Below are 20,443 nucleotides of genomic sequence, written 5' to 3'. Positions count from 1 at the left end.
ATGAATGCCGGGATTTTCACACTCGAACACCGGGCGCACCCGGCCCCCTGCTGCCGGGCAGCATCATCGCCGAATGCACTCACCTCCTGCGGCCCAGCAACCCGCTGAGGATGTCTCCGAGTGCCCGGCCCACCCTGCTGCCCAGCGCATCCCCCACGATGCCGCCCACCGATCGGTTTCGGCCGCCGCTTGCGCCACCGAGGATATCGTCCAGCACGTCATTCAGCGCGCCTTTGGCGGGTTTCTGCCCTGTCGATGCGCTTTTCTCAGAGAGCTGCTCGCCGAGGTACTCCAGAACGATCGGCATCAAGATCGGCAGCAACTTCTGGGACAGGTCGCTGTTGTCGGCACCGACACCCCAGAGGGCTGCAGCGACCTGGCCGGTGTCGTTGCCGCCAAAGATTCTGGCGAACGCCGTGTGCGGTGCGGGCTGCTCGGCGTGGTCGATGCTGATGGCGCCATCCGGCAGGACGGCCCGACCAGTGACCGCCGACTCGATCTCCGCAGCGTGGTTGGGATCCTGGACTTTCTGGTGAATCCCGCCGACCAGCATCGGCACCAAGGTGCGGACCGCGCTGTCCACCTCGCCCTCGCCGACGTCGAGTTTCCTGGCGATATCCGCCGTCGGAATCCGGACGAAAAGCTCGTCAAGACCGGCCATGAGTCCGTCCACCTTTATTTATTGTCGGTTTTATTGTCGGTCTGGCTCGGATGTCGGAACGTGTTGACAACACTAGTGCAACACCGTGCCACTGACAGCAGTTCGGCTCGGCCAGTCAATCGGCCCGTCAATAATTTAAGCCCAGCTAATTAAGCCGCGCGGTGTGCAACGACACGCCGGCCACCGGCAGCCGCGCCAGCAACACCTCGCCCATCGCGGCGGCTGATGTGAGCACGCCACGTAGGTGTGAGAGTTTGTCGCGGTCCAGCGCCAATGCCAGACCGCACTCCCCGAGCAACACCGACGTCGCTTGATACCCGGGGTCGCCGCGCTGCGCGATGGTTGTCACATATCGAACGCCGCTGGTCGTGGTGGTATAAGTCTCGGCCCGGTAGTAGCCGCGCTCCCGAACTGCCGCACTCGGACCGGTGCCGGGTTTGGGTGCCAAACGCTCCACTAGCCGACGCGGCAGCAGCCGAAAGTAACGGCTGCCCAGGGCGAATAGCGCGCCGCCAACACCGGTGACGACGGCTGACGCCACGGGAGCGGCCCACGACGGGCCCAGGCTCATGCTCTCGCTGTAACGAAACCGGCGCCCATAAGCCCAGTCTAGTAATGCGTTGCTGCGCCGTACGATTCGTGTGTTGTAAGGCGCCATGACGAATCCCGCCGTCCACGTGCCGGCGAGTTCCGGCGCAATGTCACGACCACGGCGCCACACCAGATCCGGTTGGGGGCCGAGTTCGGGTTCAGCGTCTCGATCGGTGCTCAGCGTGTAGGGGTCAGCCAGCTGACGCCGCGCATCGGGGTTGGTCGAAGCGGTGTGCAACACTTCGACCATCGATGCGATCGTGCCCCCCGATAATCCGCCGGAGAAGCCTCGCAATACGAAATTGGTGTCGACAAGCTCGCCGGTATTGTCCTCAAGCGCCTTGCGGTACAGCGCGTAAACGGTCAGATCTGAAGGGACAGAATCGAATCCACAAGAATGCACGATCCGCGCACCAGTGTCCACGGCCTGCTTGTGATACAGATCGATGCTGTTCCGCACGAACATCGCCTCACCGGTAAGGTCGGCGTAGTCGGTGCCGGCCGCGGCACACGCGGCCACCAGTGGCAGTCCGTAGCGGGTGTAGGGCCCGACCGTGGTGACAACCACTTGGGTGCGGGCAGCCATCTCATCCAATGTCGAGAGCGACCGGGCGTCGGCGTGCACGAGCGGCCATGACTGGGCCGATTCGCCGAGGGTTTCGCGAATCGCCAGCAGGCGCTCGATTGACCGTCCGGCCAGCGCAACTCGCGCACCGGCGCCAGCGCGGGCGAGATATTGGGCTGTCAGCTTGCCCACGAAGCCCGTCGCTCCGTACAAGACGATGTCGAAATCACGCGTCGTCGTCACCGGTGTGACGCTACCCCGCGTGCCTCAGGCAGCTCTGTGGCCCATCGCCGGTGGCGGTACCGGGCCGTTGGCCCGGTACCGCCCCGCGCGCTGGGCTCAGCCGCGCGAGCCACAAACCGGCCATGCGCCGATGCCCTGGGTGCGCAGGACATTTTCGGCCACGCGGATCTGCTCCTCACGACTCGCGTTCGCAGGAGAGCCTGTGCCACCGTTGGCCGACCAAGTGCCCGGGGTGAACTGTAGGCCCCCGGAGTAGCCGTTGCCGGTGTTGATCGACCAGTTGCCGCCGGATTCACACTGCGCGATGGCGTCCCAGTTGACGCTGTAGACCTTCCGCGGAGCAGGAGGCGTCTCAGGAGGCGGGGCGGGAGCTTCCGGAGCCGGACCGGGCTCCTCCACGGCGGGAGCCTCCGGGGCGGGGGCCTCCGGAGCCGGACCGGGCTCCTCCACGGCGGGAGCCTCCGGGGCAGGGGCCTCCGGCGCCTCAGGACCTGCCGCCTCCGGGGCAGTCCCAAGCGCCGCATTCGCGTCCCACGCCTCGCCCTCTGCATACGCGGTCGCGATGAACGGCGCAGTCGGCGCGGCGGCGAGTGCCCCTGCGATCCCGGCTGTGATCAGCGCCTTGCGGACGTTATTCAACATCGCTCCTTTCGCACTGCGCGCGCCGAAGCACCTCCCACTCATCGGAGCTCGCGGCTCCGGTTCAGGCGGCATGGGCGCTTCGAGACGTACCGGCGCTTCCGGCACGACAGCGGGGCATGGTCTGCCCAACGGGGCCCACCCGTGGGCTGCCGAGCGGCTGGTGACCGTCCGCAGCCCCGCTCACACGCGGGTCAGTGGATTCGATTTTGGGTTTGGCCATTTCGGCCGAAAGGCACCGTACGAGACTGGATTGCATTAGTCACACCGGCAGATGTCATATCTCGATCTGATAACGGTCTGATCACACCGGGCCCGGGATAATCGTCATTCCAGGTCAGATACAACTTTTTCGCAAGCGTCAGCAACAAAAAACCACAGCATTTATGTGAGATAAATCACACCACTATTGTGATCTGTGCCACTGGTTTCACTGACGTCGCGCGGGCGCTTTCCGGCTGTGTCGGCTTGCCGCAAATTCACGACGATTGACGACGTTCGCTGAGCTTGCACGCAACAACGCCGTGCAGCACTGACCGCGGGTAACTGCCCACACCTGGATGCGGCAGGTCATCTTAATCCTCGATCTGACAACGTATTTCACCGAGATGGATGGACTTCCCGGTGAGTCCCCGAGCGACGAGGGCTGCGCCGAGCACGTTACCACCGGACCTTGAATATTCTTGCCCCCCAATATATTTCAATCTGAAAGGTTGAGCAGACGCTATGTCCTGGTGTATTCGTCTAAGGGATCAACGGCAGCACCGCAAGACGTAATCCTACTGACCTCCTCAACAGAATTTGCCATGACGACACCGAGCGGCTGGCCGATACACGGCAGTCCGCCGTTCTCCGGTCAAGAATCGCCGGACCGTCCGATGCCCAGATCCGCCCGGCTGCAAGGCCATAGGGCAGTGCTAAAAGTGGTGGTTGGTCAATCCTTTAAGTGATAAGTCAGATCTAATGAAGTGCAAGAAATGAGTTAATAACGTAACTATAACAGATCAGCACTGATTTACTTCGGATGTCACCCTGCATGAATTTTCTTAAGAAGCCATACGCGAGCTGGGACGCGCGCGGTCATAGAAATTCACGCCGGTGAGGTCCAGCATTAGCGGCTCGGCTGGAGTAGCGACCACAGCTCGGTAGGTGAGTTGACATTGGTTAACGGTCGTGAATCGCTTACCACGACCCGCTGGGCATCGACCGAGTTGACCAGTGCGTGCATCGCCCGCTCGCCCGCGGCGAGCACCGTGTCGACCGTGTCGGCCAAACCGGTGCGGTACACCGCGGCCAGGTAGTGGTCGTGACCATCCCACGGCACAACCACATCGGCGCCCAGCGAAACTGCTCTCCTGGCCAGATCGTCAATCAACTCGGGAGTTAAAAAAGGCATGTCCACTGCGCACACAAACGCCCACTCGGCGCCGGCCGCCTCAGCCACCCGCAACCCGCGCCCCAAGGCCACCAGCGGTCCTAGTCCGCGGACCTCGTCGCGCACGATCTGCGCCTGCAGTGCTGGTAACGGTTGCCCCGGTGCGGCCATCACGACAACAGGGCGGCAGCGTTGCCCGACAATACCAACGACGTGCTCGACCATTGTCGCGCCGCGACGGCACGTGATGCCCTCAGGAAGCGGCAAGGTAGCTTTATCCCGGCCCATGCGTCGCGATGCACCGCCTGCCAGCACCACCCCAGCCAGCGAAGCTGGCTCGGCCGCAGGTGAATGCACGTCAGTTGACAGTCCAGGTGTCGCGTCCGCGCAGTAACGATTGCAGCGCGGCAGTATCGTTGGGTGCCACTTCCTGAGCAGCGCTGACCTGGGAACGCGCTGCGTCGTCATAGGTCACACGACTAATTTGGCGTAAAACGCCCAGCACCGTGTGCTCGAGATTTTGATCGGACAGTCGCGACAGGGCGAACGCGTAGGCGGTGTCCTCCACGTGCGCGTCGTGCACCACGATCTCTTGAGCGGCTACGTCGGCGGTTTTAGCTACTTCAAGTCCGAACCCAGAACGCACCACACAGTATTCGCCGTTCGCGCCGAAGACGATCGGCTCGCCGTGGCGGAGGTTGATGACCCGCTCTTCCGCTCCTTCCTTGCGCAGCGCATCGAACGATCCGTCATTGAAAATCGGGCAGTCTTGCAGGATTTCGACCAGGGCGGACCCACGATGCTGTGCGGCAGCGCGCAGCACCTCGGATAGTCCTTGGCGGTCGGAGTCGAGCGCGCGAGCAACGAAAGTCGCCTCGGCGCCCAATGCCAGCGAGGCTGGGTTGAACGGGTGATCCAGCGAACCCATCGGCGTCGATTTGGTCACCTTGCCGATCTCAGACGTCGGCGAATACTGCCCCTTTGTCAGGCCGTAGATCCGGTTGTTGAACAGCAGGATGGTGATGTTAACGTTGCGGCGCAGCGCGTGGATCAGATGATTGCCGCCGATCGACAAGCCATCACCGTCGCCGGTGACCACCCACACCGACAGATCGGGGCGGGCCAACGCCAGCCCGGTCGCGATGGCCGGTGCACGACCGTGGATGGAATGCAGACCGTAGGTCTCCAGGTAGTACGGGAAGCGGCTGGAGCAGCCGATGCCGCTTACGAAAACAATGTTCTCGCGGCGTAACCCGAGTTCCGGCAGGAAATTGCGGATGGTGTTGAGGATGACGTAGTCACCGCATCCGGGGCACCACCGGACTTCCTGGTCACTGGTGTAGTCCTTGGCTTTCTGCGGATGGTCTGTCGTCGGCACGCAGGAGTTCTTAGACGAGGCCGAGGCTATGTCGCGGTCCACGCCCGCCAGGTTGCCGATCAGATCTGTCATGCGTCAGCTCCCGCTCCGACCGTGGCCGCCGCCAATCTGGCGACCATCGTCTTATCTTGCTCGATTTCCGCCAGTGTCCCGCCCAGCGCCGCGCGAATCACGCGTCCCACCTCATCGGCCAAGAACGAGACGCCTTGAACCTTGGTCACCGATTGCACGTCAACCAAATACTTTCCACGCAGCAGCAGCGCCAGCTGACCCAGGTTCATCTCCGGTGCCACCACCTGGGGGTAGCGGCGCAGCACCTCTCCCAGATTGGCTGGGAACGGATTGAGATAGCGCAGGTGGGCGTGCGCGACCTTGATGCCTTTGCGGCGGGCACGGCGACACGCCTCCCCGATCGGACCGTAGGTGCTGCCCCATCCAATCAGCAGTAGCTCGGCGTCACCAGTCGGGTCGTCAACCTCTAGGTCGGGGACCCGAATCCCGTCGATCTTGGCCCGGCGCAATCGGACCATCAGATCGTGGTTGGCCGGTTCGTAGGAGATGTCGCCGGAACCGTTGGCCGCCTCCAGCCCGCCGATACGGTGCTCCAGGCCCGGGGTGCCCGGCACGGCAAATTGGCGAGCCAGGGTGTCCGGGTCGCGAGCGTAGGGCTGGAAGGGTTCGCCGGCCTTAGCGAAGTTGTGCTCGATGGGTGACAAAGCAGCGATGTCCGGGATTCGCCACGGCTCAGAGCCGTTGGCGATGGCACCATCCGACAGCAGCAGCACCGGGGTGCGATACGACACCGCGATCCGCGCCGCCTCCAGTGCGGTGTCGAAGCAATCGCCCGGGGAGCGGGGGGCTAGCACCGCGACCGGTGACTCGCCGTTGCGGCCGAACATCGCCTGCAGCAGGTCGGCCTGCTCGGTCTTGGTGGGCATGCCGGTCGACGGACCCGCACGCTGGACATCAATGACCAGTAATGGCAATTCAGCCATCACCGCGAGGCCGATCGCTTCAGACTTTAGCGACAAACCCGGACCCGAAGTACTGGTAACCCCTAGTGCGCCACCGTATGCGGCGCCCAAAGCAGAGCAGATACCGGCGATCTCGTCTTCGGCCTGGAAGGTGATCACATTGAACTGCTTGTGCTTAGACAGCTCATGCAGAATGTCGGATGCCGGCGTAATTGGGTAACTGCCGAGCACGACCGGAATCCTGGCCAGCTGTCCAGCGACAACGATGCCGTAAGCCAACGCGGTGTTACCCGAGATCTGCCGGTACTCGCCGGGCGGAAGCTTCGCCGGTGAGACGCTGTACGTGGTGGCGAATGCCTCGGTGGTCTCCCCGTAGTTCCAGCCTGCCTTGAGAGCGAGCACATTAGCTTCCGCGACATCGGGCTTGCGTGCGAATTTCTCCCTGAGAAAGGCTTCGCTGGTCTCGACGGGCCGACCGTACATCCATGACAGCAGTCCCAGCGCAAACATGTTTTTGGCCCGCTGGCCGTCTTTTTTCGATGCGCCGATCGCTTCCACCGCGCTCAGCGTCAACGTCGTCATCGGCACGGCGTGGACCACGTACTCAGACAGCTCGCCCGTCTCCAAAGGGTTGGCCTCGTAGCCGACTTTGGCCAGATTGCGCTTGGTGAACTCATCGGAGTTGACGATCAGCATCCCACCGCGCGGCAGATCAGCGATGTTGGCCTTGAGCGCTGCCGGGTTCATCGCCACAAGCACGTCGGGCCGGTCACCGGCGGTCAAGATGTCATAGTCGGCGATCTGGATCTGGAAAGATGACACTCCAGGCAGGGTGCCCGCCGGGGCCCGAATCTCCGCCGGAAAGCTCGGTTGAGTAGCCAGGTCGTTACCGAATAGCGCTGCCTCCGAAGTAAACCGGTCACCGGTGAGCTGCATCCCGTCACCGGAGTCCCCGGCAAAGCGGATGACGACATTCTCCAGCTGCTGCAGCGCCGCTCTATTGGCGATATGAGATTCTGACCCGGCCCCGTTTCCGTTCGGATCCACGTCTCCGCCTTCCATCGCTGCTCTCCGCACAGATGTGGCCACTACCGATGCGCCGTCGGGGTAGCCTCCGCCCGCCTGTTCATGTCACCAGCAGTACCGATTATTGCACTCTTCTTAGAGAAAGCCTGACGCTGCCACACAGGGCAACCGGCTTTGCCCAGCATTAAACGTCAAGGTCACGAACGTGCCGAGTCCGAAACCGCCCAAAGTGTGGCATTCGTCACGTTTTAGGACAGGGCAAGTTTAAGAAAATCCGCGGCCGGGATGACGCCACATCCGCGGCACGACGCGGCCCGCCCGGGTGACGCGAGGGTTGTCCCAGGTCGCACCAGTTGACGAGCGGGCCCACCGCCAGAGCCGCAGCCACACAATCAGACACTGTGCGGATCGGGGAGCCGGTGCGAAATACGCCCGGCAAGCGTGCCGCCAGAGTTGCTCCCCATTGCCGCTACCCGTAACGAGGGGGAACAGCTAGGCGCTTTTGTCGCGGCGCTCGGCGCGCGCCGGCTTGCGCGGCACAATCGTCGGCAGCACGTTGTCCTGCACGGTTTCTTTGGTCACCACCACCTTGGCGACGTCGTCGCGGCTGGGGATGTCATACATCACGGGAAGCAAGACTTCTTCCATGATCGCGCGCAGGCCGCGGGCGCCGGTACCGCGGTGGATCGCTTGCTCAGCGATCGCCTCCAGCGCATCCTGGGTGAACTCGAGCTCCACACCGTCCATCTCGAAAAGCCGGGTGTATTGCTTCACCAGGGCGTTCTTCGGCTCAGAGAGGATTCGCACCAGCGCATCCATGTCGAGATTCGTCACCGACGCAATCACCGGCAGCCGACCAATGAACTCCGGGATCAGCCCGTACTTGATCAGGTCTTCGGGCATTACCTCGGCAAAGTGGTCTGTAGTGTCGATCTCGGCTTTGGAGCGGACCTCGGCGCCGAAGCCCAGCCCGCGCTTGCCGATCCGGTCGTAGATGATCTTCTCTAAGCCGGCGAATGCACCTGCAACGATGAAAAGCACGTTAGTGGTGTCGATTTGAATGAACTCTTGATGCGGATGCTTGCGCCCGCCCTGGGGAGGCACCGACGCCTGGGTGCCTTCCAGGATTTTCAGCAGCGCCTGCTGCACGCCTTCACCGGACACGTCGCGGGTGATTGACGGGTTTTCGCTTTTGCGGGCGATCTTGTCGACCTCGTCGATGTAGATGATGCCGGTTTCGGCGCGCTTGACATCGTAATCGGCGGCTTGGATCAGTTTGAGCAGGATGTTTTCGACATCCTCGCCGACGTAGCCGGCCTCGGTGAGCGCGGTGGCGTCGGCGATAGCGAAGGGCACGTTGAGCATTTTTGCCAGCGTCTGGGCCAGATACGTCTTGCCGCAGCCGGTGGGCCCGAGCATCAATATGTTGGACTTGGTCAGCTCAACCGGTTCGCCTGAGCGCGAGCCCTTGTCTCCGCACTGGATGCGCTTGTAATGGTTGTAGACCGCCACAGCCAGTGTTCGCTTGGCATTTTCCTGCCCGATCACGTAGCCCTCCAGGAATTCCCGGATCTCGGCAGGCTTGGGCAGTTCGTCGAGTTTGACGTCGTCGGCGTCGGCGAGCTCCTCTTCGATGATCTCGTTGCATAGGTCGATGCACTCATCGCAGATGTACACGCCAGGGCCCGCGATGAGCTTCTTGACCTGTTTTTGACTCTTCCCGCAGAAGGAGCACTTCAGCAGGTCACCGCCGTCTCCGATGCGCGCCATGATGCTCAGGGCCTACTTCCTGTTCGCCGTTCGTGGTGGTGTGCCGCCGTGTCGTTCCCGACGCTACCCGCTTGCTCCAGCGCTATGCGACCGATACCGGCGAATCGCGTCGTTGGTATTCACTATTTGTGCGTCTGAACATATCGCCCAAGGCGGCCCACCGCTCGTTGAGTCGCTCCAACTGTGTCCCTGGCGTGTCGCGCCCGTTATGTGAGAGCGCAGCTCAGCCGCAGCCGATGTGGGCCACGCCGCGGGGGTGAGCAGGTCACCGTACAGTGACCCTGTGGCGTTCGCTGTGCCCGACGACGCGATTTTGATCGGTGATGGCGGCCTGGCCACCGAGCTGGAAGCGCGCGGCAACGATCTATGCGACCCGTTGTGGTCGGCGCGGCTGCTGGTGGACGCCCCGGATGAGATCGCGGCCGTGCATATGGCGTTCTTTCGCGCCGGCGCCCTGATCGCCACGACCGCCAGTTACCAGGCGTCCTTCGAGGGGTTTGCCGCCCGAGGGATCGGTCGAGATGATGCTGTGCGGTTGTTGCGCCGCAGCGTGGAGCTCGCCGCGGCCGCGCGCGACGAGGTGGGCGCGACCGGCCGATGGGTGGCCGCCTCGGTCGGGCCGTACGGCGCCGCGCGCGCCGACGGATCGGAATACCGAGGGCGTTACGGGCTTTCCGTCGCCGAGTTGACCAACTGGCATCAACCACGAGCGGAGGTGCTGGCCGAGGCCGGCGCCGACGTGCTCGCCCTGGAAACGGTACCCGATGTCGACGAGGCCGAAGCGCTAGTGAACGTGGTGCGGTCGCTGGGTATGCCCGCCTGGCTCAGCTACACCATCGACGGAACCCGCACCCGCGCCGGTCAACCGTTGGTGGAGGCGTTCGCGGTGGCCGCCGGCGTGCCGGAAATTGTCGCGGTGGGTGTCAATTGCTGTGCACCCGATGACGTACTGCCCGCGATCGAGGTGGCTCGCGCGACCACCGGCAAGCCGGTGGTCGCGTACCCGAACAGCGGCGAGCGCTGGGACGAACGCCGCCATGCCTGGGTCGGCCGGCCCCGGTTTTCGGCACAGCTGGCGCCCCAGTGGGTGACATCCGGCGCACGTATCGTCGGCGGCTGCTGCCGGGTGCGGCCCGACGATATCGCCGAACTTGCAGCCCTGGTGCGCTAGACGGCCCGCGCTTGCGCGGAAAGCTTGCGGTACTCCAGCACCGTGTCGATGATCCCGTAGTCTTTTGCCTCTTCGGCGGTGAGGATCTTGTTGCGGTCGGTGTCTCTGCGGATCACGCCGGGATCCTTGCCGGTGTGGCGCGCCAGCGTGTTTTCCATCAGCTCACGCATCCGCGCGATCTCGGCAGCCTCGATCTCCAGGTCGGAGAACTGGCCCTGGATGACCCCCGCCAGCGACGGCTGGTGAATCAGCACCCGGGCGTTGGGTAACGCCATCCGCTTGCCCGCGGTGCCGGCAGCCAGCAGCACCGCCGCCGCCGACGCGGCCTGACCCAGAACACAGGTGGCGATGTCGGCCCGCACGTATTGCATGGTGTCGTAGATCGCCATCAGCGAGGTGAACGAGCCGCCCGGTGAGTTGATGTACATGGTGATGTCCCGATCGGGGTCCTGCGACTCCAACACCAACAACTGGGCCATGATGTCGTTGGCCGAGGCGTCGTCGACCTGGACGCCCAGGAAGATGATGCGTTCCTCGAACAGTTTGTTGTAGGGGTTGGACTCTTTGACGCCCCAGCTGGAGTGCTCAATGAACGACGGCAAAATATAGCGTGCCTGTGGCGCGACATGTGGGTTCATCGCACTTCTCCATTGACAGGGGCATTGGTGATGATGTGGTCGACGAAGCCGTACTCCAAAGCTTCTTGGGCGGTGAACCAGCGGTCGCGGTCGGAGTCGGCCATGATCCGCTCGATCGGCTGACCGGTGAATTCGGCATTGAGCCGGAACATCTCTTTTTTGATGACGGCGAACTGCTCAGCCTGGATCGCGATATCGGCTGCGCTGCCGGTCACCCCGCCCATCGGCTGGTGCATCAGGATGCGGGCGTGCGGCAGGGAGTAACGCTTACCTTTGGTGCCCGCCGCCAGCAGAAACTGGCCCATCGACGCGGCGAGGCCCATCGCATAAGTAGCGATATCGCAGGGCGCCAACACCATGGTGTCGTAGATCGCCATACCGGCGCTGATCGACCCGCCCGGGGAGTTGATGTACAGGGAGATGTCCTTGGTCGGGTCTTCCGCGGCCAGCAGCAAAATCTGCGCGCAGAGCCGGTTGGCGATCTCATCGTTCACCTCCGAGCCCAGGAAGATGATGCGCTCGGCAAGCAACCGCTCATAGACCGAATCGGTGAGGTTGAGGCCCTGCGTGTTCGAACGCATGTCTGTCACGGCGGGATACCTGCTTTCTCGAGTTCCTTATCCACCGACACTAACCAACCAGCGGCGTCGCGTACCTCTGGAAGTACGCACGTTCGCTGACAGCTTCACTCCGTGTCCTCGGGCGCCTTCGGCGGCGGGCTGGGGGCAGCGTCGGCGTCGACCCGGCCGGCCTCCGAACCCGGCCCGCCGGCCTGCTCCACCTCATCCGCCGGCTCGGCCTGGTCGGCTTTCGGAGTGCGGTTGCCGAAGAACTCGCTGGTGTCGATTGTGTTTCCGTCGGTGTCAGTGACCGTGGCCGCGTCGACTACCGCCGCGATGGCCAATCCACGCCGCACATCGACGAACACGGCGGGCAACTGGTTCTGCTCCTGCAGATAAGACAGCAACCGTTGCGGTTCGATGCCGGATTGCTGTGACATCAACACCAGCCGTTCCGTCAAGTCGTCTTGACCCACCTGAATCTGGAGCTCATCGGCCAGTGCATCCAGCAGCAGCTGCGTCTTGACGGTCTTCTCCGCGGCAGCGCGGGTGTCGGCATCGAACTGCTCGCGAGACGAGCCCTGCCTGGCGAGGAGCTCGGCGAATCTGGCTTCGTCGTGGTCGACGCGGTGCAGCGCGCTGCGCAGGGTGTTATCGACATGCGCTTGCACGATCGCCTCCGGCAGCGGGATGTCGACCTGCTCCAGCAGAGCATCCAGTGCGGCATTGCGGATCTTTTCCGCTTGCCGGATGCGCTTGACGCGGCGGACCTGCTCAGCCAGATTGGTCCGCAGTTCGTCGATAGTGTCGAACTCGCTGGCCAACTGGGCGAATTCGTCATCAGGCTCGGGCAGTTCGCGCTGCTTGACGGAATTGACGGTGACGGTGACTTCAGCCTCCTGCCCCGCATGCGGGCCGGCGACAAACGTGCTGGTGAAACTTCGGGACTCGCCCGCCGACAAGCCGACCAGTGCGTCGTCAAGCCCCGCAATGAGCCGGCCCGAACCCACCTCGTGTGACAGTCCTTCGGCACTGGCATCGGGCACCTCGTCGCCGTCGATCGTGGCCGAGAGGTCGATCGACACGACGTCGCCGGAGGCTGCGGGCCGCTCGACTGTGGTCAGCGTGCCGAAGCGGGCGCGCAGCGACTGCAATTCGGCATCGACATCCTCATCGCTGACTTCGACTGGATCCACCGTGATCTTCAGGGTGTTCAGGTCTGGCAGCGTTATCTTCGGACGGACGTCGACTTCTGCGGTGAAGACCAGGTCTTGGCCGTACTCCTTCCTGGTCACCTCGATCTCGGGTTGACCCAGCGGTCGCACGTCTGACTCGGTCACCGCTTGGCCATAGCGACTCGGTAACGCGTCGTTGACGACTTGGTCGAGCATCGCCTCCCGGCCGATACGCGCCTCGATGAGCCGCGGCGGTGCCTTGCCCGGACGAAAGCCCGGCAGCCGCACCTGCTTGGCCAACTCCTTGTAGACCCGCTCGAAGTCGGGCTCGAGCTCACTGAAGGGCACCTCCACATTGATGCGAACCCGGGTGGGGCTCAACTGTTCGACGGTGCTCTTCACGGGTGTTCTCCTCGGTGTCGTGGTGCCGTTGCTGACATGGGGTGCGCCATGCTGGCTGGTCGGGGTGACAGGATTTGAACCTGCGACCTTCCGCTCCCAAAGCGGATGCGCTACCAAGCTGCGCTACACCCCGCGCTGACCTCGCGATACTACGGTCCGATCCCGCCGTCCCCGCAGCGACCTCACGAACAAGTCACAAATCGACGTCATTTGGATTTGATGTCTGTCGCGACGTACTCTCGCGCACGAGAAAATGTCTGCGGGCGTAGCTCAATGGTAGAGCCCTAGTCTTCCAAACTAGCGACGCGGGTTCGATTCCCGTCGCCCGCTCAAAGTCAGGTCCCCCGGACCAGAGGCCGAGCCGGCTGGCGGAGCTGAGGAGGTCGACACATCCAACAGCGAGGCGCCATGGGCGACGTCGATATTCAGGGCTCGTATGCGCCGGGCTTCGAAAGGGTGCGCGACGAGTTCGAGCAGAACTTTGCGGTCCGCGGCGAGGTCGGCGCCGCCGTCGCAGCCTGGGTCGACGGGGAACTCGTGGTCAATTTGTGGGGTGGTTTTGCTGACGCCGCCCGGACCCGACCGTGGCGGGAGGACACGCTGGCCACCGTGCTCTCCGGCACCAAGGGATTGACGGCGACGTGTGTGCACCAGCTCGCCGACCGCGGTGAGATCGACCTGTTCGCGCCGGTGGCGCGTTATTGGCCCGAGTTCGGGCAGGCAGGCAAAGAGGCGGTCACGATCGCCATGGTGATGAGCCACCGCTCCGGGGTGATCGGGCCGCGCCGCCCAATACCCTGGCAGCAAGTCGCTGATTGGGAACTGGTCTGCGAACGATTGGCCGCCGCTGAGCCCTGGTGGGAGCCGGGCACCGCCCAGGGCTATCACATGTTCACATTCGGTTTCATCCTCGGCGAGGTGGTCCGCAGGGTCACCGGCCGTACGGTCGGTCAATATCTGCGCAGCGAGATCGCCGAACCGCTGGGTATCGATGTTCACATCGGCCTGCCCACCAGTGAACATCATCGATGCGCCGAGCCGGTGAATAAACCCCACGTCCGCGAGGTGCTGGCCTCGGTGCAGGCGCCCGCGTGTCCCGCCACACTCGCTGAACACCCGAAAGCGGGCCTGGCCGTCGCCATGGGATTTGTTCCCGACGACGAACTCGGCTCCTACAACCGCACGTTGTGGCTGGAGCTTGAATTCCCCGCCAACAACGGACAAGTGTCGGCTCTGGGCATGGCGACCTTCTACAATGCTCTCGCCCAGGAGAAGCTACTGACGCGCCGCCACATGGAACTGGTACGGGTATCACAGGGCGGCTTGGACACCGATCTCGTGTTAGGCCCCCGGGTGGCCGACCACGCGTGGGGGCTCGGATACATGCTCAATCAGCGGTGCCTCAACGGCCCCAACCCACGGATCTTCGGCCACGGCGGCTTGGGCGGTTCGTTTGCGTTCGTCGACCTGGAGCACCGGATCGGCTACGCGTACGTCATGAACCGCTTCGATGCCACCAAAGCCAACGCAGACCCGCGCAGTATGGCACTGAGCAACGAAATCTACGCCGCGCTGGGCGTGACCACACCTTGACGGCCCGCTGGCGAGCACTCCGACGGTAATCGAGCGCTCGGCCAGCCCAGACAGCCCTTACGCCTGACAGCCCGGACACCAGAACACGTGCCGGCCCTCCAGGTCTGCGGTGCGAATCGATGTCGTGCAGACCCGGCATGGTTCACCGGCGCGGCGGTACACGTAGGTGCGCGGCCGCCCCGGTGCATAGGAGGGCAGGCCATGGTCGTGTTCGGGGCGGACCACGATGATCATGCCGCGGCGCAGACCGACCCTCATCAGTCCCACCAGATCAGACCACGTCGCGGCGAATTCTGCTTCGCTGATCGCACGGCCGGCGCGATACGGGTCGATCCCCTGGCGAAACAGCACCTCACTGCGGTACACATTGCCCACCCCGGCGATGACCGCCTGGTCCATCAAGAGCGCGCCGATAGGTCTGCGCGATCTGGTGATCCGCGCCCACACCGCCGCGGGGTCAGCACCGCGGCGCAGCGGGTCAGGGCCCAGCCGGGAAACCACCTCGGCAGCCTCGGCGGCCTCAAGCAGTTCGCAGACTGCCGGCCCGCGCAGGTCGGTGCCGTATTCGGCACCCACCATGCGCATCCGCACCTGCCCCACCGCTGCCGGTAGGCCCGCTGCCCTGTCCACGGGCCATTCGGTAAAGGTGCCGTACAGGCCGAGATGCACGTGCACGGTCAACTCGCCGTCATAGCGGTGGAAAAGGTGCTTGCCCCAGGCGCTGGCATTCTGCAGCACCCGGCCGTCGACCGCCGCGGCCGACGAGGTGAAACGGCCCTGCGGACTGGTTACCGCGACCGGCCTCCCGGCGAACCTGCGCTGGTGCAGCCGGGCCAGGCGGTGCAGTGTGTGCCCCTCGGGCACGCGCGTCAGGTGTCAGCGCCGGGCACCGGCGGAGGTTCGTGGGTGCGTTCGTATTCGGTCAGCATGTCAATGCGCCGTTGGTGACGTTCGGCTTTCGACCAGGGTGTGCGCACGAAAGCGTCGACGATGGCCAATGCCTCGGCTACGGTGTGCATCCGTCCGCCGATGCCGATCAACTGGGCGTTGTTGTGTTGGCGAGCCAAAGCGGCGGTCTCGACACTCCACGCCAGTGCGCAGCGCACGCCCGGCACCTTGTTGGCGGCGATCTGCTCACCGTTGCCCGATCCGCCGACCACGATGCCGAGGCTGCCCGGGTCGGCCACGGTCCGCGACGCGGCCGCGATGCAATACGGGGGGTAGTCGTCGTCGGACCGGTAGCTGAACGCACCGCAGTCGATCGGCTGGTGTCCGGACTTCGTCAGGTGCTCGATGATCTGCTGCTTGAGTTCGTAACCGGCATGGTCAGCACCGAGGTAGACACGCATGCCCGCCATTCTGCCCGACGCCCATGTGCGCCCAGTGTGAACGAGGCGACGGATGCACGGCGCGTCGCGTCGTAGAGTTCACACCCGCTCCCCTAGTCGAACTGCGGCGGCTCGGTCCGGGTCCGCTTGAGCTCCCAGAAATGGGGGTAGGACGCGAAAATCACCGACGCATCCCACAGCTTGCCGGCGTCTTCGCCGCGCGGGATCTTCGACAGCACCGGCCCGAAGAATGCCACCCCGTTGACGTGAATGGTCGGCGTGCCGACGTCCGCTCCGACCGCATCCATCCCGGCGTGGTGGCTTTTCCGCAGCGCCTCGTCATAGGCATCGGTGTCGGCGGCGTCGGCCAGAGCCGCCGGGAGGCCCACCTCGGCAAGCGACTGCTTGATCACGTCAGCCAGATCCTTGTTGCCCTCGTTATGAATGCGGGTGCCCATCGCGGTGTACAGCGGGGCCAAGACCTGGGAGCCGTGCAGCTGTTCGGCGGCGATCGCGACCCGCACCGGTCCCCAGGCCTTCGCCATCCCTTCGCGGTATTTTTCGGGCAGTTCGCGGCCCTCGTTGAGCACCGCCAGGCTCATGACATGGAAGTGGGTCTCGATATCGCGAACCTTCTCCACCTCGAGGATCCAGCGCGACGTGATCCAGGCCCAGGGGCACAGCGGGTCGAACCAGAAATCGGCCACGGACTTCTCAGCCATGCAGCGTCCTTTCCTCGACGGTGGAATTCCCGCCGAGCACAACCGTAGCCGCAGCGGGACTGTTCCCGCCAAGCTGCCCGGATCGCCCACCCCGGCTCAGCCGGGCCGCAGGCGCACCTGTCGACCATCCATCGACCGGGGGTCGCCGTCCGGGTGCAGGAGCCCCGACGTAGGGGCTGTCCGGGCACAAGTGTCCGTCGGGGTCGTGCGGTCCCGGACAGTTCCACCGCGCACCATGCCTAAGTTGGAGACGTGGCACTTCCCAATCTGACCCGAGACCAGGCGGTCGAACGCGCTGCCCTGATCACCGTCGATAGCTACCGGATCACCCTCGATCTGACCGACGGCCACGGCCGGCCCGGCGAGCACACCTTCCGGTCCGCGACGACCGTCACGTTCCGTGCCCTCGCGGGTGCTGACACCGTCATCGACATCGCTGCCGATACCGTGCACCACGCCACCCTCAACGGCCACGAACTGGACATCTCCGGTTATGACGAATCCCGCGGCATTGCGCTCACCGGCTTGGCCGAGCACAACGTCGTCGTCGTCGAGGCGGATTGCCGCTACTCCAATAGCGGTGAAGGGCTGCACCGCTTCGTCGACCCGGTCGATGACGAGGTCTACGTGTACTCACAGTTCGAAACCGCCGACGCCAAACGGATGTTCGCCTGCTTCGACCAACCCGATCTCAAGGCCACGTTCGACATCACGGTCAAAGCCCCTGATCACTGGCAGGTGATCTCCAACGCACCCACGGCGAGCATCGACAACGGGGTGCACACGTTTGCCACCACCCCGCGGTTGAGCACCTACCTGGTGGCGCTGATCGCCGGCCCGTACGCGCGCTGGGATGATATCTACACCGATGAGTACGGCACCATTCCGTTGCGGCTGTTTTGCCGGGCATCACTCGCCCAGCACATGGACCCCGATCGGCTGTTCATTCAGACCAAACAAGGATTTAACTTCTACCACAAACACTTTCGCGTTCCCTATGCGTTCAGCAAGTACGACCAATTGTTTGTACCCGAATTCAACGCTGGCGCAATGGAAAATGCCGGCGCGGTAACGTTTGTGGAGGATTACGTCTTTCGTAGCAAGGTGACCCGGGCTTCCTATGAGCGGCGCGCGGAGACGCTGCTGCACGAGATGGCACACATGTGGTTCGGCGACCTGGTCACCATGCGGTGGTGGGATGACCTGTGGCTCAATGAATCCTTCGCCACCTTCGCCGCTGTGCTATGCCAAAGCGAGGCCACCGAATTCACTCATGCCTGGACCACATTCGCTAACGCCGAGAAGGCGTGGGCGTACCGGCAGGATCAGCTTCCGTCGACGCACCCGATCGCCGCCGATATCCCCGACCTGGCCGCAGTCGAGGTCAACTTCGACGGCATCACCTACGCCAAAGGCGCTAGCGTGCTCAAGCAGCTGGTGGCCTATGTCGGCCTGGAAAACTTTTTGGCCGGGTTGCACGACTATTTCCGCGCCCATGCCTTCGACAACGCCACATTCGACGACCTGATCAGCGCCCTGGAGAATGCGTCGGGCCGTGACCTCTCCGACTGGGGACGCCAATGGCTCAAGACGACGGGGCTGAACACGCTGCGCGCCGACTTCGACGTCGACGCCGACGGCCGGTTCACCCGCTTCGCGGTGACCCAGAGCGGCGCCACGCCGGGCGCCGGTGAGACACGGGTGCACCGGCTGGCGGTCGGAATCTACGACGACGACAGCACCGGCAAGCTGGTGCGGGTACACCGCGAGGAACTCGACGTCGCTGGCCCAGTCACGGAAATCCCTGCGCTGCAAGGTATTTCACGTGGAAAATTGGTTTTAGTCAACGACGACGATCTCACCTATTGCGCGTTGCGGCTCGACCCCGAGTCGCTGCGCACCGCGCTGGAGCGTATCGCCGACATCGCCGAGCCGCTGCCGCGCACGCTGGTGTGGTCAGCGGCGTGGGAGATGACCCGCGAAGCCGAGCTTAAGGCCCGCGATTTCGTGTCACTGGTCTGCCGCGCTGTCCACGCTGAATCCGATGTCGGGGTGGCCCAGCGGCTGCTGGCGCAGGCGCAGACCGCGCTGAACTCCTACGCCGAGCCGGGCTGGGCCCGATCGCAGGGATGGCCGGCATTCGCTGACCGGCTGCTGGAGCTGGCCCGCGGCGCCGAGCACGGGTCGGATCACCAGCTGGCGTTCGTCAACGCGCTCTGCTCGTCGGTGCTCTCGGCACGGCATACCGAGGTGCTGTCGGCGTTGCTGGAGGCCGACCCGGTCCGGCAGGGATTGGCCGGCCTGGTGGTGGACACCGACCTGCGGTGGCGCATCGTGACGGCACTGGCCAGGGCAGGGTACATCGATGCGGACGGCCCGGACACGCCCTTCATTGACGCCGAGGTGCAACGCGACCCGACCGCGGCCGGTAAGCGGCACGGCGCCCAGGCCGCGGCGGCGCGGCCGCAGTTCGAGGTCAAGGACAAAGCGTGGACCCGAGTGGTCGAAGACGACACGTTGCCCAACGTCGTGGCGCGGTCGATCATCGCGGGCATCGTCGCACCCGGGCAGAGTGATCTGCTCGCGCCGTTCACCGCTCGCTACTTCCAGGCGATTCCCGGAGTCTGGCAGCGGCGATCCAGCGAAGTGGCGCAGACGGTGGTGGTCGGCCTGTACCCCTCCTGGGATATCAGCGACGACGGTATCGCCGCCGCTGACGAGTTTCTGGCCAGCCCGGACGTACCGCCGGCGCTACGCCGGCTGGTAGTGGAGGGCAAAGCCGGGGTCGAGCGCGCACTGAAGGCCCGCACGTTCGATGCCGCCTGACCGCGCGTATTGCGCGAGCGTGCACACGTGTACACCGGTCCGCGGCGTGTCGCGCACAAACACGCACGCTCGCGGCCAAAAGCGCACATTCAGTGCGGGGGACCCGGCGAAATTCCCGCGCTCATCACCCGGATCGCGCTGATCAGCCCGTCGATCAGATTGCCCTGCTGAAACGCCGACGCGGCGGCGGCTACAGCCACCGGGGCCACCGACTCGGCGCCCCGTCCTCGCACACCGGCGCCGTAGACCACCTCGATCGCGCGCTGGTTGGGTGAAACAGCGAGCAGCACAGCGTCATTCGGTGTCGGCACCTTGGCGAGGATCTCGCGGGCCCGCGCAGCGGTGTCGCTGCCCAGGTCGCCGATGTAGACGGCGAATCGCGCTTTGGACGCCCGCGATCCGTAGGTCAGCGCGTCGTCTAAGGCGACGAGATCCTTGATGGGGAACGGATAGTGCAGCGACACATCGCCGGGCTGGGTGACTCCGGAGATCCGGCCACTCGAAGTGACCACCCAGCCCTCGGGCAAGGCGGTGGTGTCGAGCGTCGCGACGTCACCAGGTACCACTGGCCCCACCTCCTACGCTGAACTCCGATGTGCCGTGCCCCTGGTGACCGCCGCCGATATCCTCGTCGACTGCCGCCCACAGGATCGGCGGGTGCGTCCAGGGCTCTGACAGCCGATACGTCGGCGGGTGGGGGCCTTTACGCGACCAGATCAGCGGCACCAGCACAGCCACCAACGCCAACGGGATGCCCACGAAGTAGAGGTGGATCTCCAGCATGCTCACGACGCAAACCGTATCCC

General features: G+C 64.3%; 17 protein-coding genes, 2 tRNA genes and 1 pseudogene. 4 read left to right on the top strand and 16 right to left on the bottom strand.

The genetic code is table 11. The annotated features are described in order from the left end of the window. Positions 1 to 79 precede the first annotated feature (79 nt). From G6N08_RS13190 to clpX, 7 genes are all read right to left on the bottom strand, one after another. Complete coding sequence (locus tag G6N08_RS13190) at positions 80 to 661, bottom strand: DUF937 domain-containing protein (protein WP_163757958.1); 582 nt, start codon at positions 659 to 661, stop codon at positions 80 to 82. A gap of 145 nt (positions 662 to 806) precedes the next feature. Continuing rightward, positions 807 to 2,060, bottom strand: coding sequence for a saccharopine dehydrogenase family protein (locus G6N08_RS13185; protein WP_163757957.1), 1,254 nt, complete (start codon positions 2,058 to 2,060; stop codon positions 807 to 809). A 96-nt stretch (positions 2,061 to 2,156) separates the two neighbouring features. Further along, positions 2,157 to 2,699 (bottom strand): transglycosylase family protein, encoded by a 543-nt coding sequence (locus G6N08_RS13180; protein ID WP_218033378.1) that lies wholly within the window; start codon positions 2,697 to 2,699, stop codon positions 2,157 to 2,159. Between the two features lie 1,111 nt (positions 2,700 to 3,810). Further along, positions 3,811 to 4,431, bottom strand: a complete 621-nt coding sequence (mobA, locus tag G6N08_RS13175; protein WP_281352750.1) for a molybdenum cofactor guanylyltransferase — start codon at positions 4,429 to 4,431, stop codon at positions 3,811 to 3,813. A gap of 1 nt (position 4,432) precedes the next feature. Then, on the bottom strand, positions 4,433 to 5,524 hold the full coding sequence (locus G6N08_RS13170) for a 2-oxoacid:ferredoxin oxidoreductase subunit beta (protein ID WP_163757951.1): 1,092 nt from the start codon (positions 5,522 to 5,524) through the stop codon (positions 4,433 to 4,435). Then, a complete protein-coding gene (locus tag G6N08_RS13165; protein WP_163757949.1) occupies positions 5,521 to 7,473 on the bottom strand; it encodes a 2-oxoacid:acceptor oxidoreductase subunit alpha in 1,953 nt (650 codons plus the stop codon). Before G6N08_RS13165 ends, G6N08_RS13170 begins: the two co-directional genes overlap by 4 nt. A gap of 471 nt (positions 7,474 to 7,944) precedes the next feature. After that, positions 7,945 to 9,222 (bottom strand): ATP-dependent Clp protease ATP-binding subunit ClpX, encoded by a 1,278-nt coding sequence (clpX, locus tag G6N08_RS13160; protein ID WP_163757947.1) that lies wholly within the window; start codon positions 9,220 to 9,222, stop codon positions 7,945 to 7,947. Between the two features lie 295 nt (positions 9,223 to 9,517). Here clpX and mmuM point away from each other — a divergent pair, with 295 nt between their 5' ends. Further along, positions 9,518 to 10,393, top strand: a complete 876-nt coding sequence (mmuM, locus tag G6N08_RS13155; RefSeq protein WP_163760574.1) for a homocysteine S-methyltransferase — start codon at positions 9,518 to 9,520, stop codon at positions 10,391 to 10,393. Here mmuM and G6N08_RS13150 read toward each other — a convergent pair. The 4 genes and pseudogenes from G6N08_RS13150 to G6N08_RS13135 form a co-directional block, all read right to left on the bottom strand. Continuing rightward, positions 10,390 to 11,031, bottom strand: a complete 642-nt coding sequence (locus tag G6N08_RS13150; RefSeq protein ID WP_163757945.1) for an ATP-dependent Clp protease proteolytic subunit — start codon at positions 11,029 to 11,031, stop codon at positions 10,390 to 10,392. The genes mmuM and G6N08_RS13150 overlap by 4 nt on opposite strands. Further along, the gene (locus G6N08_RS13145; protein ID WP_163757943.1) at positions 11,028 to 11,612 is read right to left on the bottom strand and encodes an ATP-dependent Clp protease proteolytic subunit; all 585 of its coding nucleotides are present in this window, start codon (positions 11,610 to 11,612) and stop codon (positions 11,028 to 11,030) included. The genes G6N08_RS13150 and G6N08_RS13145 overlap by 4 nt, the downstream gene beginning before the upstream one ends. A gap of 200 nt (positions 11,613 to 11,812) precedes the next feature. Then, a pseudogene (gene tig, locus G6N08_RS13140) lies at positions 11,813 to 13,168 on the bottom strand (trigger factor); the annotation flags it as partial. A gap of 56 nt (positions 13,169 to 13,224) precedes the next feature. Continuing rightward, positions 13,225 to 13,301, bottom strand: a tRNA-Pro gene (locus G6N08_RS13135). Positions 13,302 to 13,427: 126 nt separating this feature from the next. Between G6N08_RS13135 and G6N08_RS13130 the strand changes: the two genes are divergently transcribed. Together G6N08_RS13130 and G6N08_RS13125 are read left to right on the top strand one after the other, a co-directional pair. Further along, positions 13,428 to 13,498: transfer RNA gene (locus tag G6N08_RS13130), tRNA-Gly, on the top strand. A 78-nt stretch (positions 13,499 to 13,576) separates the two neighbouring features. Continuing rightward, positions 13,577 to 14,761, top strand: a complete 1,185-nt coding sequence (locus tag G6N08_RS13125) for a serine hydrolase domain-containing protein (RefSeq protein ID WP_163757939.1) — start codon at positions 13,577 to 13,579, stop codon at positions 14,759 to 14,761. 57 nt (positions 14,762 to 14,818) lie between these two features. Here G6N08_RS13125 and G6N08_RS13120 read toward each other — a convergent pair whose 3' ends face one another. The 3 genes from G6N08_RS13120 to G6N08_RS13110 form a co-directional block, all read right to left on the bottom strand. After that, positions 14,819 to 15,625: an Fpg/Nei family DNA glycosylase gene (locus tag G6N08_RS13120; protein WP_163757937.1), complete on the bottom strand. Its 807-nt coding sequence runs from the start codon at positions 15,623 to 15,625 to the stop codon at positions 14,819 to 14,821. A 5-nt stretch (positions 15,626 to 15,630) separates the two neighbouring features. Then, positions 15,631 to 16,110: a ribose-5-phosphate isomerase gene (locus G6N08_RS13115; RefSeq protein ID WP_218033377.1), complete on the bottom strand. Its 480-nt coding sequence runs from the start codon at positions 16,108 to 16,110 to the stop codon at positions 15,631 to 15,633. Between the two features lie 92 nt (positions 16,111 to 16,202). Next, a complete protein-coding gene (locus G6N08_RS13110; RefSeq protein ID WP_163757933.1) occupies positions 16,203 to 16,811 on the bottom strand; it encodes a mycothiol-dependent nitroreductase Rv2466c family protein in 609 nt (202 codons plus the stop codon). 252 nt (positions 16,812 to 17,063) lie between these two features. Between G6N08_RS13110 and pepN the strand changes: the two genes are divergently transcribed. Next, on the top strand, positions 17,064 to 19,637 hold the full coding sequence (gene pepN, locus G6N08_RS13105) for an aminopeptidase N (RefSeq protein WP_163757931.1): 2,574 nt from the start codon (positions 17,064 to 17,066) through the stop codon (positions 19,635 to 19,637). Positions 19,638 to 19,726: 89 nt separating this feature from the next. Here pepN and G6N08_RS13100 read toward each other — a convergent pair whose 3' ends face one another. Both G6N08_RS13100 and ctaJ read right to left on the bottom strand, forming a co-directional pair. Then, positions 19,727 to 20,203: a DUF5130 domain-containing protein gene (locus G6N08_RS13100; protein ID WP_163757929.1), complete on the bottom strand. Its 477-nt coding sequence runs from the start codon at positions 20,201 to 20,203 to the stop codon at positions 19,727 to 19,729. Next, entirely contained in the window at positions 20,190 to 20,417 is a 228-nt protein-coding gene (gene ctaJ, locus G6N08_RS13095) for an aa3-type cytochrome oxidase subunit CtaJ (protein ID WP_163760572.1), read from the bottom strand. Before ctaJ ends, G6N08_RS13100 begins: the two co-directional genes overlap by 14 nt. Positions 20,418 to 20,443: the final 26 nt, after the last annotated feature.

The sequence above is a fragment of the Mycobacterium botniense genome, from assembly GCF_010723305.1.
GTDB lineage: Bacteria > Actinomycetota > Actinomycetes > Mycobacteriales > Mycobacteriaceae > Mycobacterium > Mycobacterium botniense.
This window is presented reverse-complemented; position numbering and strand designations above follow the sequence as displayed.

What these genes read in the sequence shown, in the direction of transcription:
- G6N08_RS13110 (WP_163757933.1), bottom strand. Translation starts at nt 16,811, where the DNA reads ATGGCTGAGAAGTCCGTGGCCGATTTCTGGTTCGACCCGCTGTGCCCC.
- G6N08_RS13115 (WP_218033377.1), bottom strand. Translation starts at nt 16,110, where the DNA reads ATGCGTGTCTACCTCGGTGCTGACCATGCCGGTTACGAACTCAAGCAG.
- G6N08_RS13190 (WP_163757958.1), bottom strand. Translation starts at nt 661, where the DNA reads ATGGCCGGTCTTGACGAGCTTTTCGTCCGGATTCCGACGGCGGATATC.
- G6N08_RS13150 (WP_163757945.1), bottom strand. Translation starts at nt 11,031, where the DNA reads ATGAACCCACATGTCGCGCCACAGGCACGCTATATTTTGCCGTCGTTC.
- G6N08_RS13125 (WP_163757939.1), top strand. Translation starts at nt 13,577, where the DNA reads ATGGGCGACGTCGATATTCAGGGCTCGTATGCGCCGGGCTTCGAAAGG.
- clpX (WP_163757947.1), bottom strand. Translation starts at nt 9,222, where the DNA reads ATGGCGCGCATCGGAGACGGCGGTGACCTGCTGAAGTGCTCCTTCTGC.
- G6N08_RS13145 (WP_163757943.1), bottom strand. Translation starts at nt 11,612, where the DNA reads ATGCGTTCGAACACGCAGGGCCTCAACCTCACCGATTCGGTCTATGAG.
- G6N08_RS13170 (WP_163757951.1), bottom strand. Translation starts at nt 5,524, where the DNA reads ATGACAGATCTGATCGGCAACCTGGCGGGCGTGGACCGCGACATAGCC.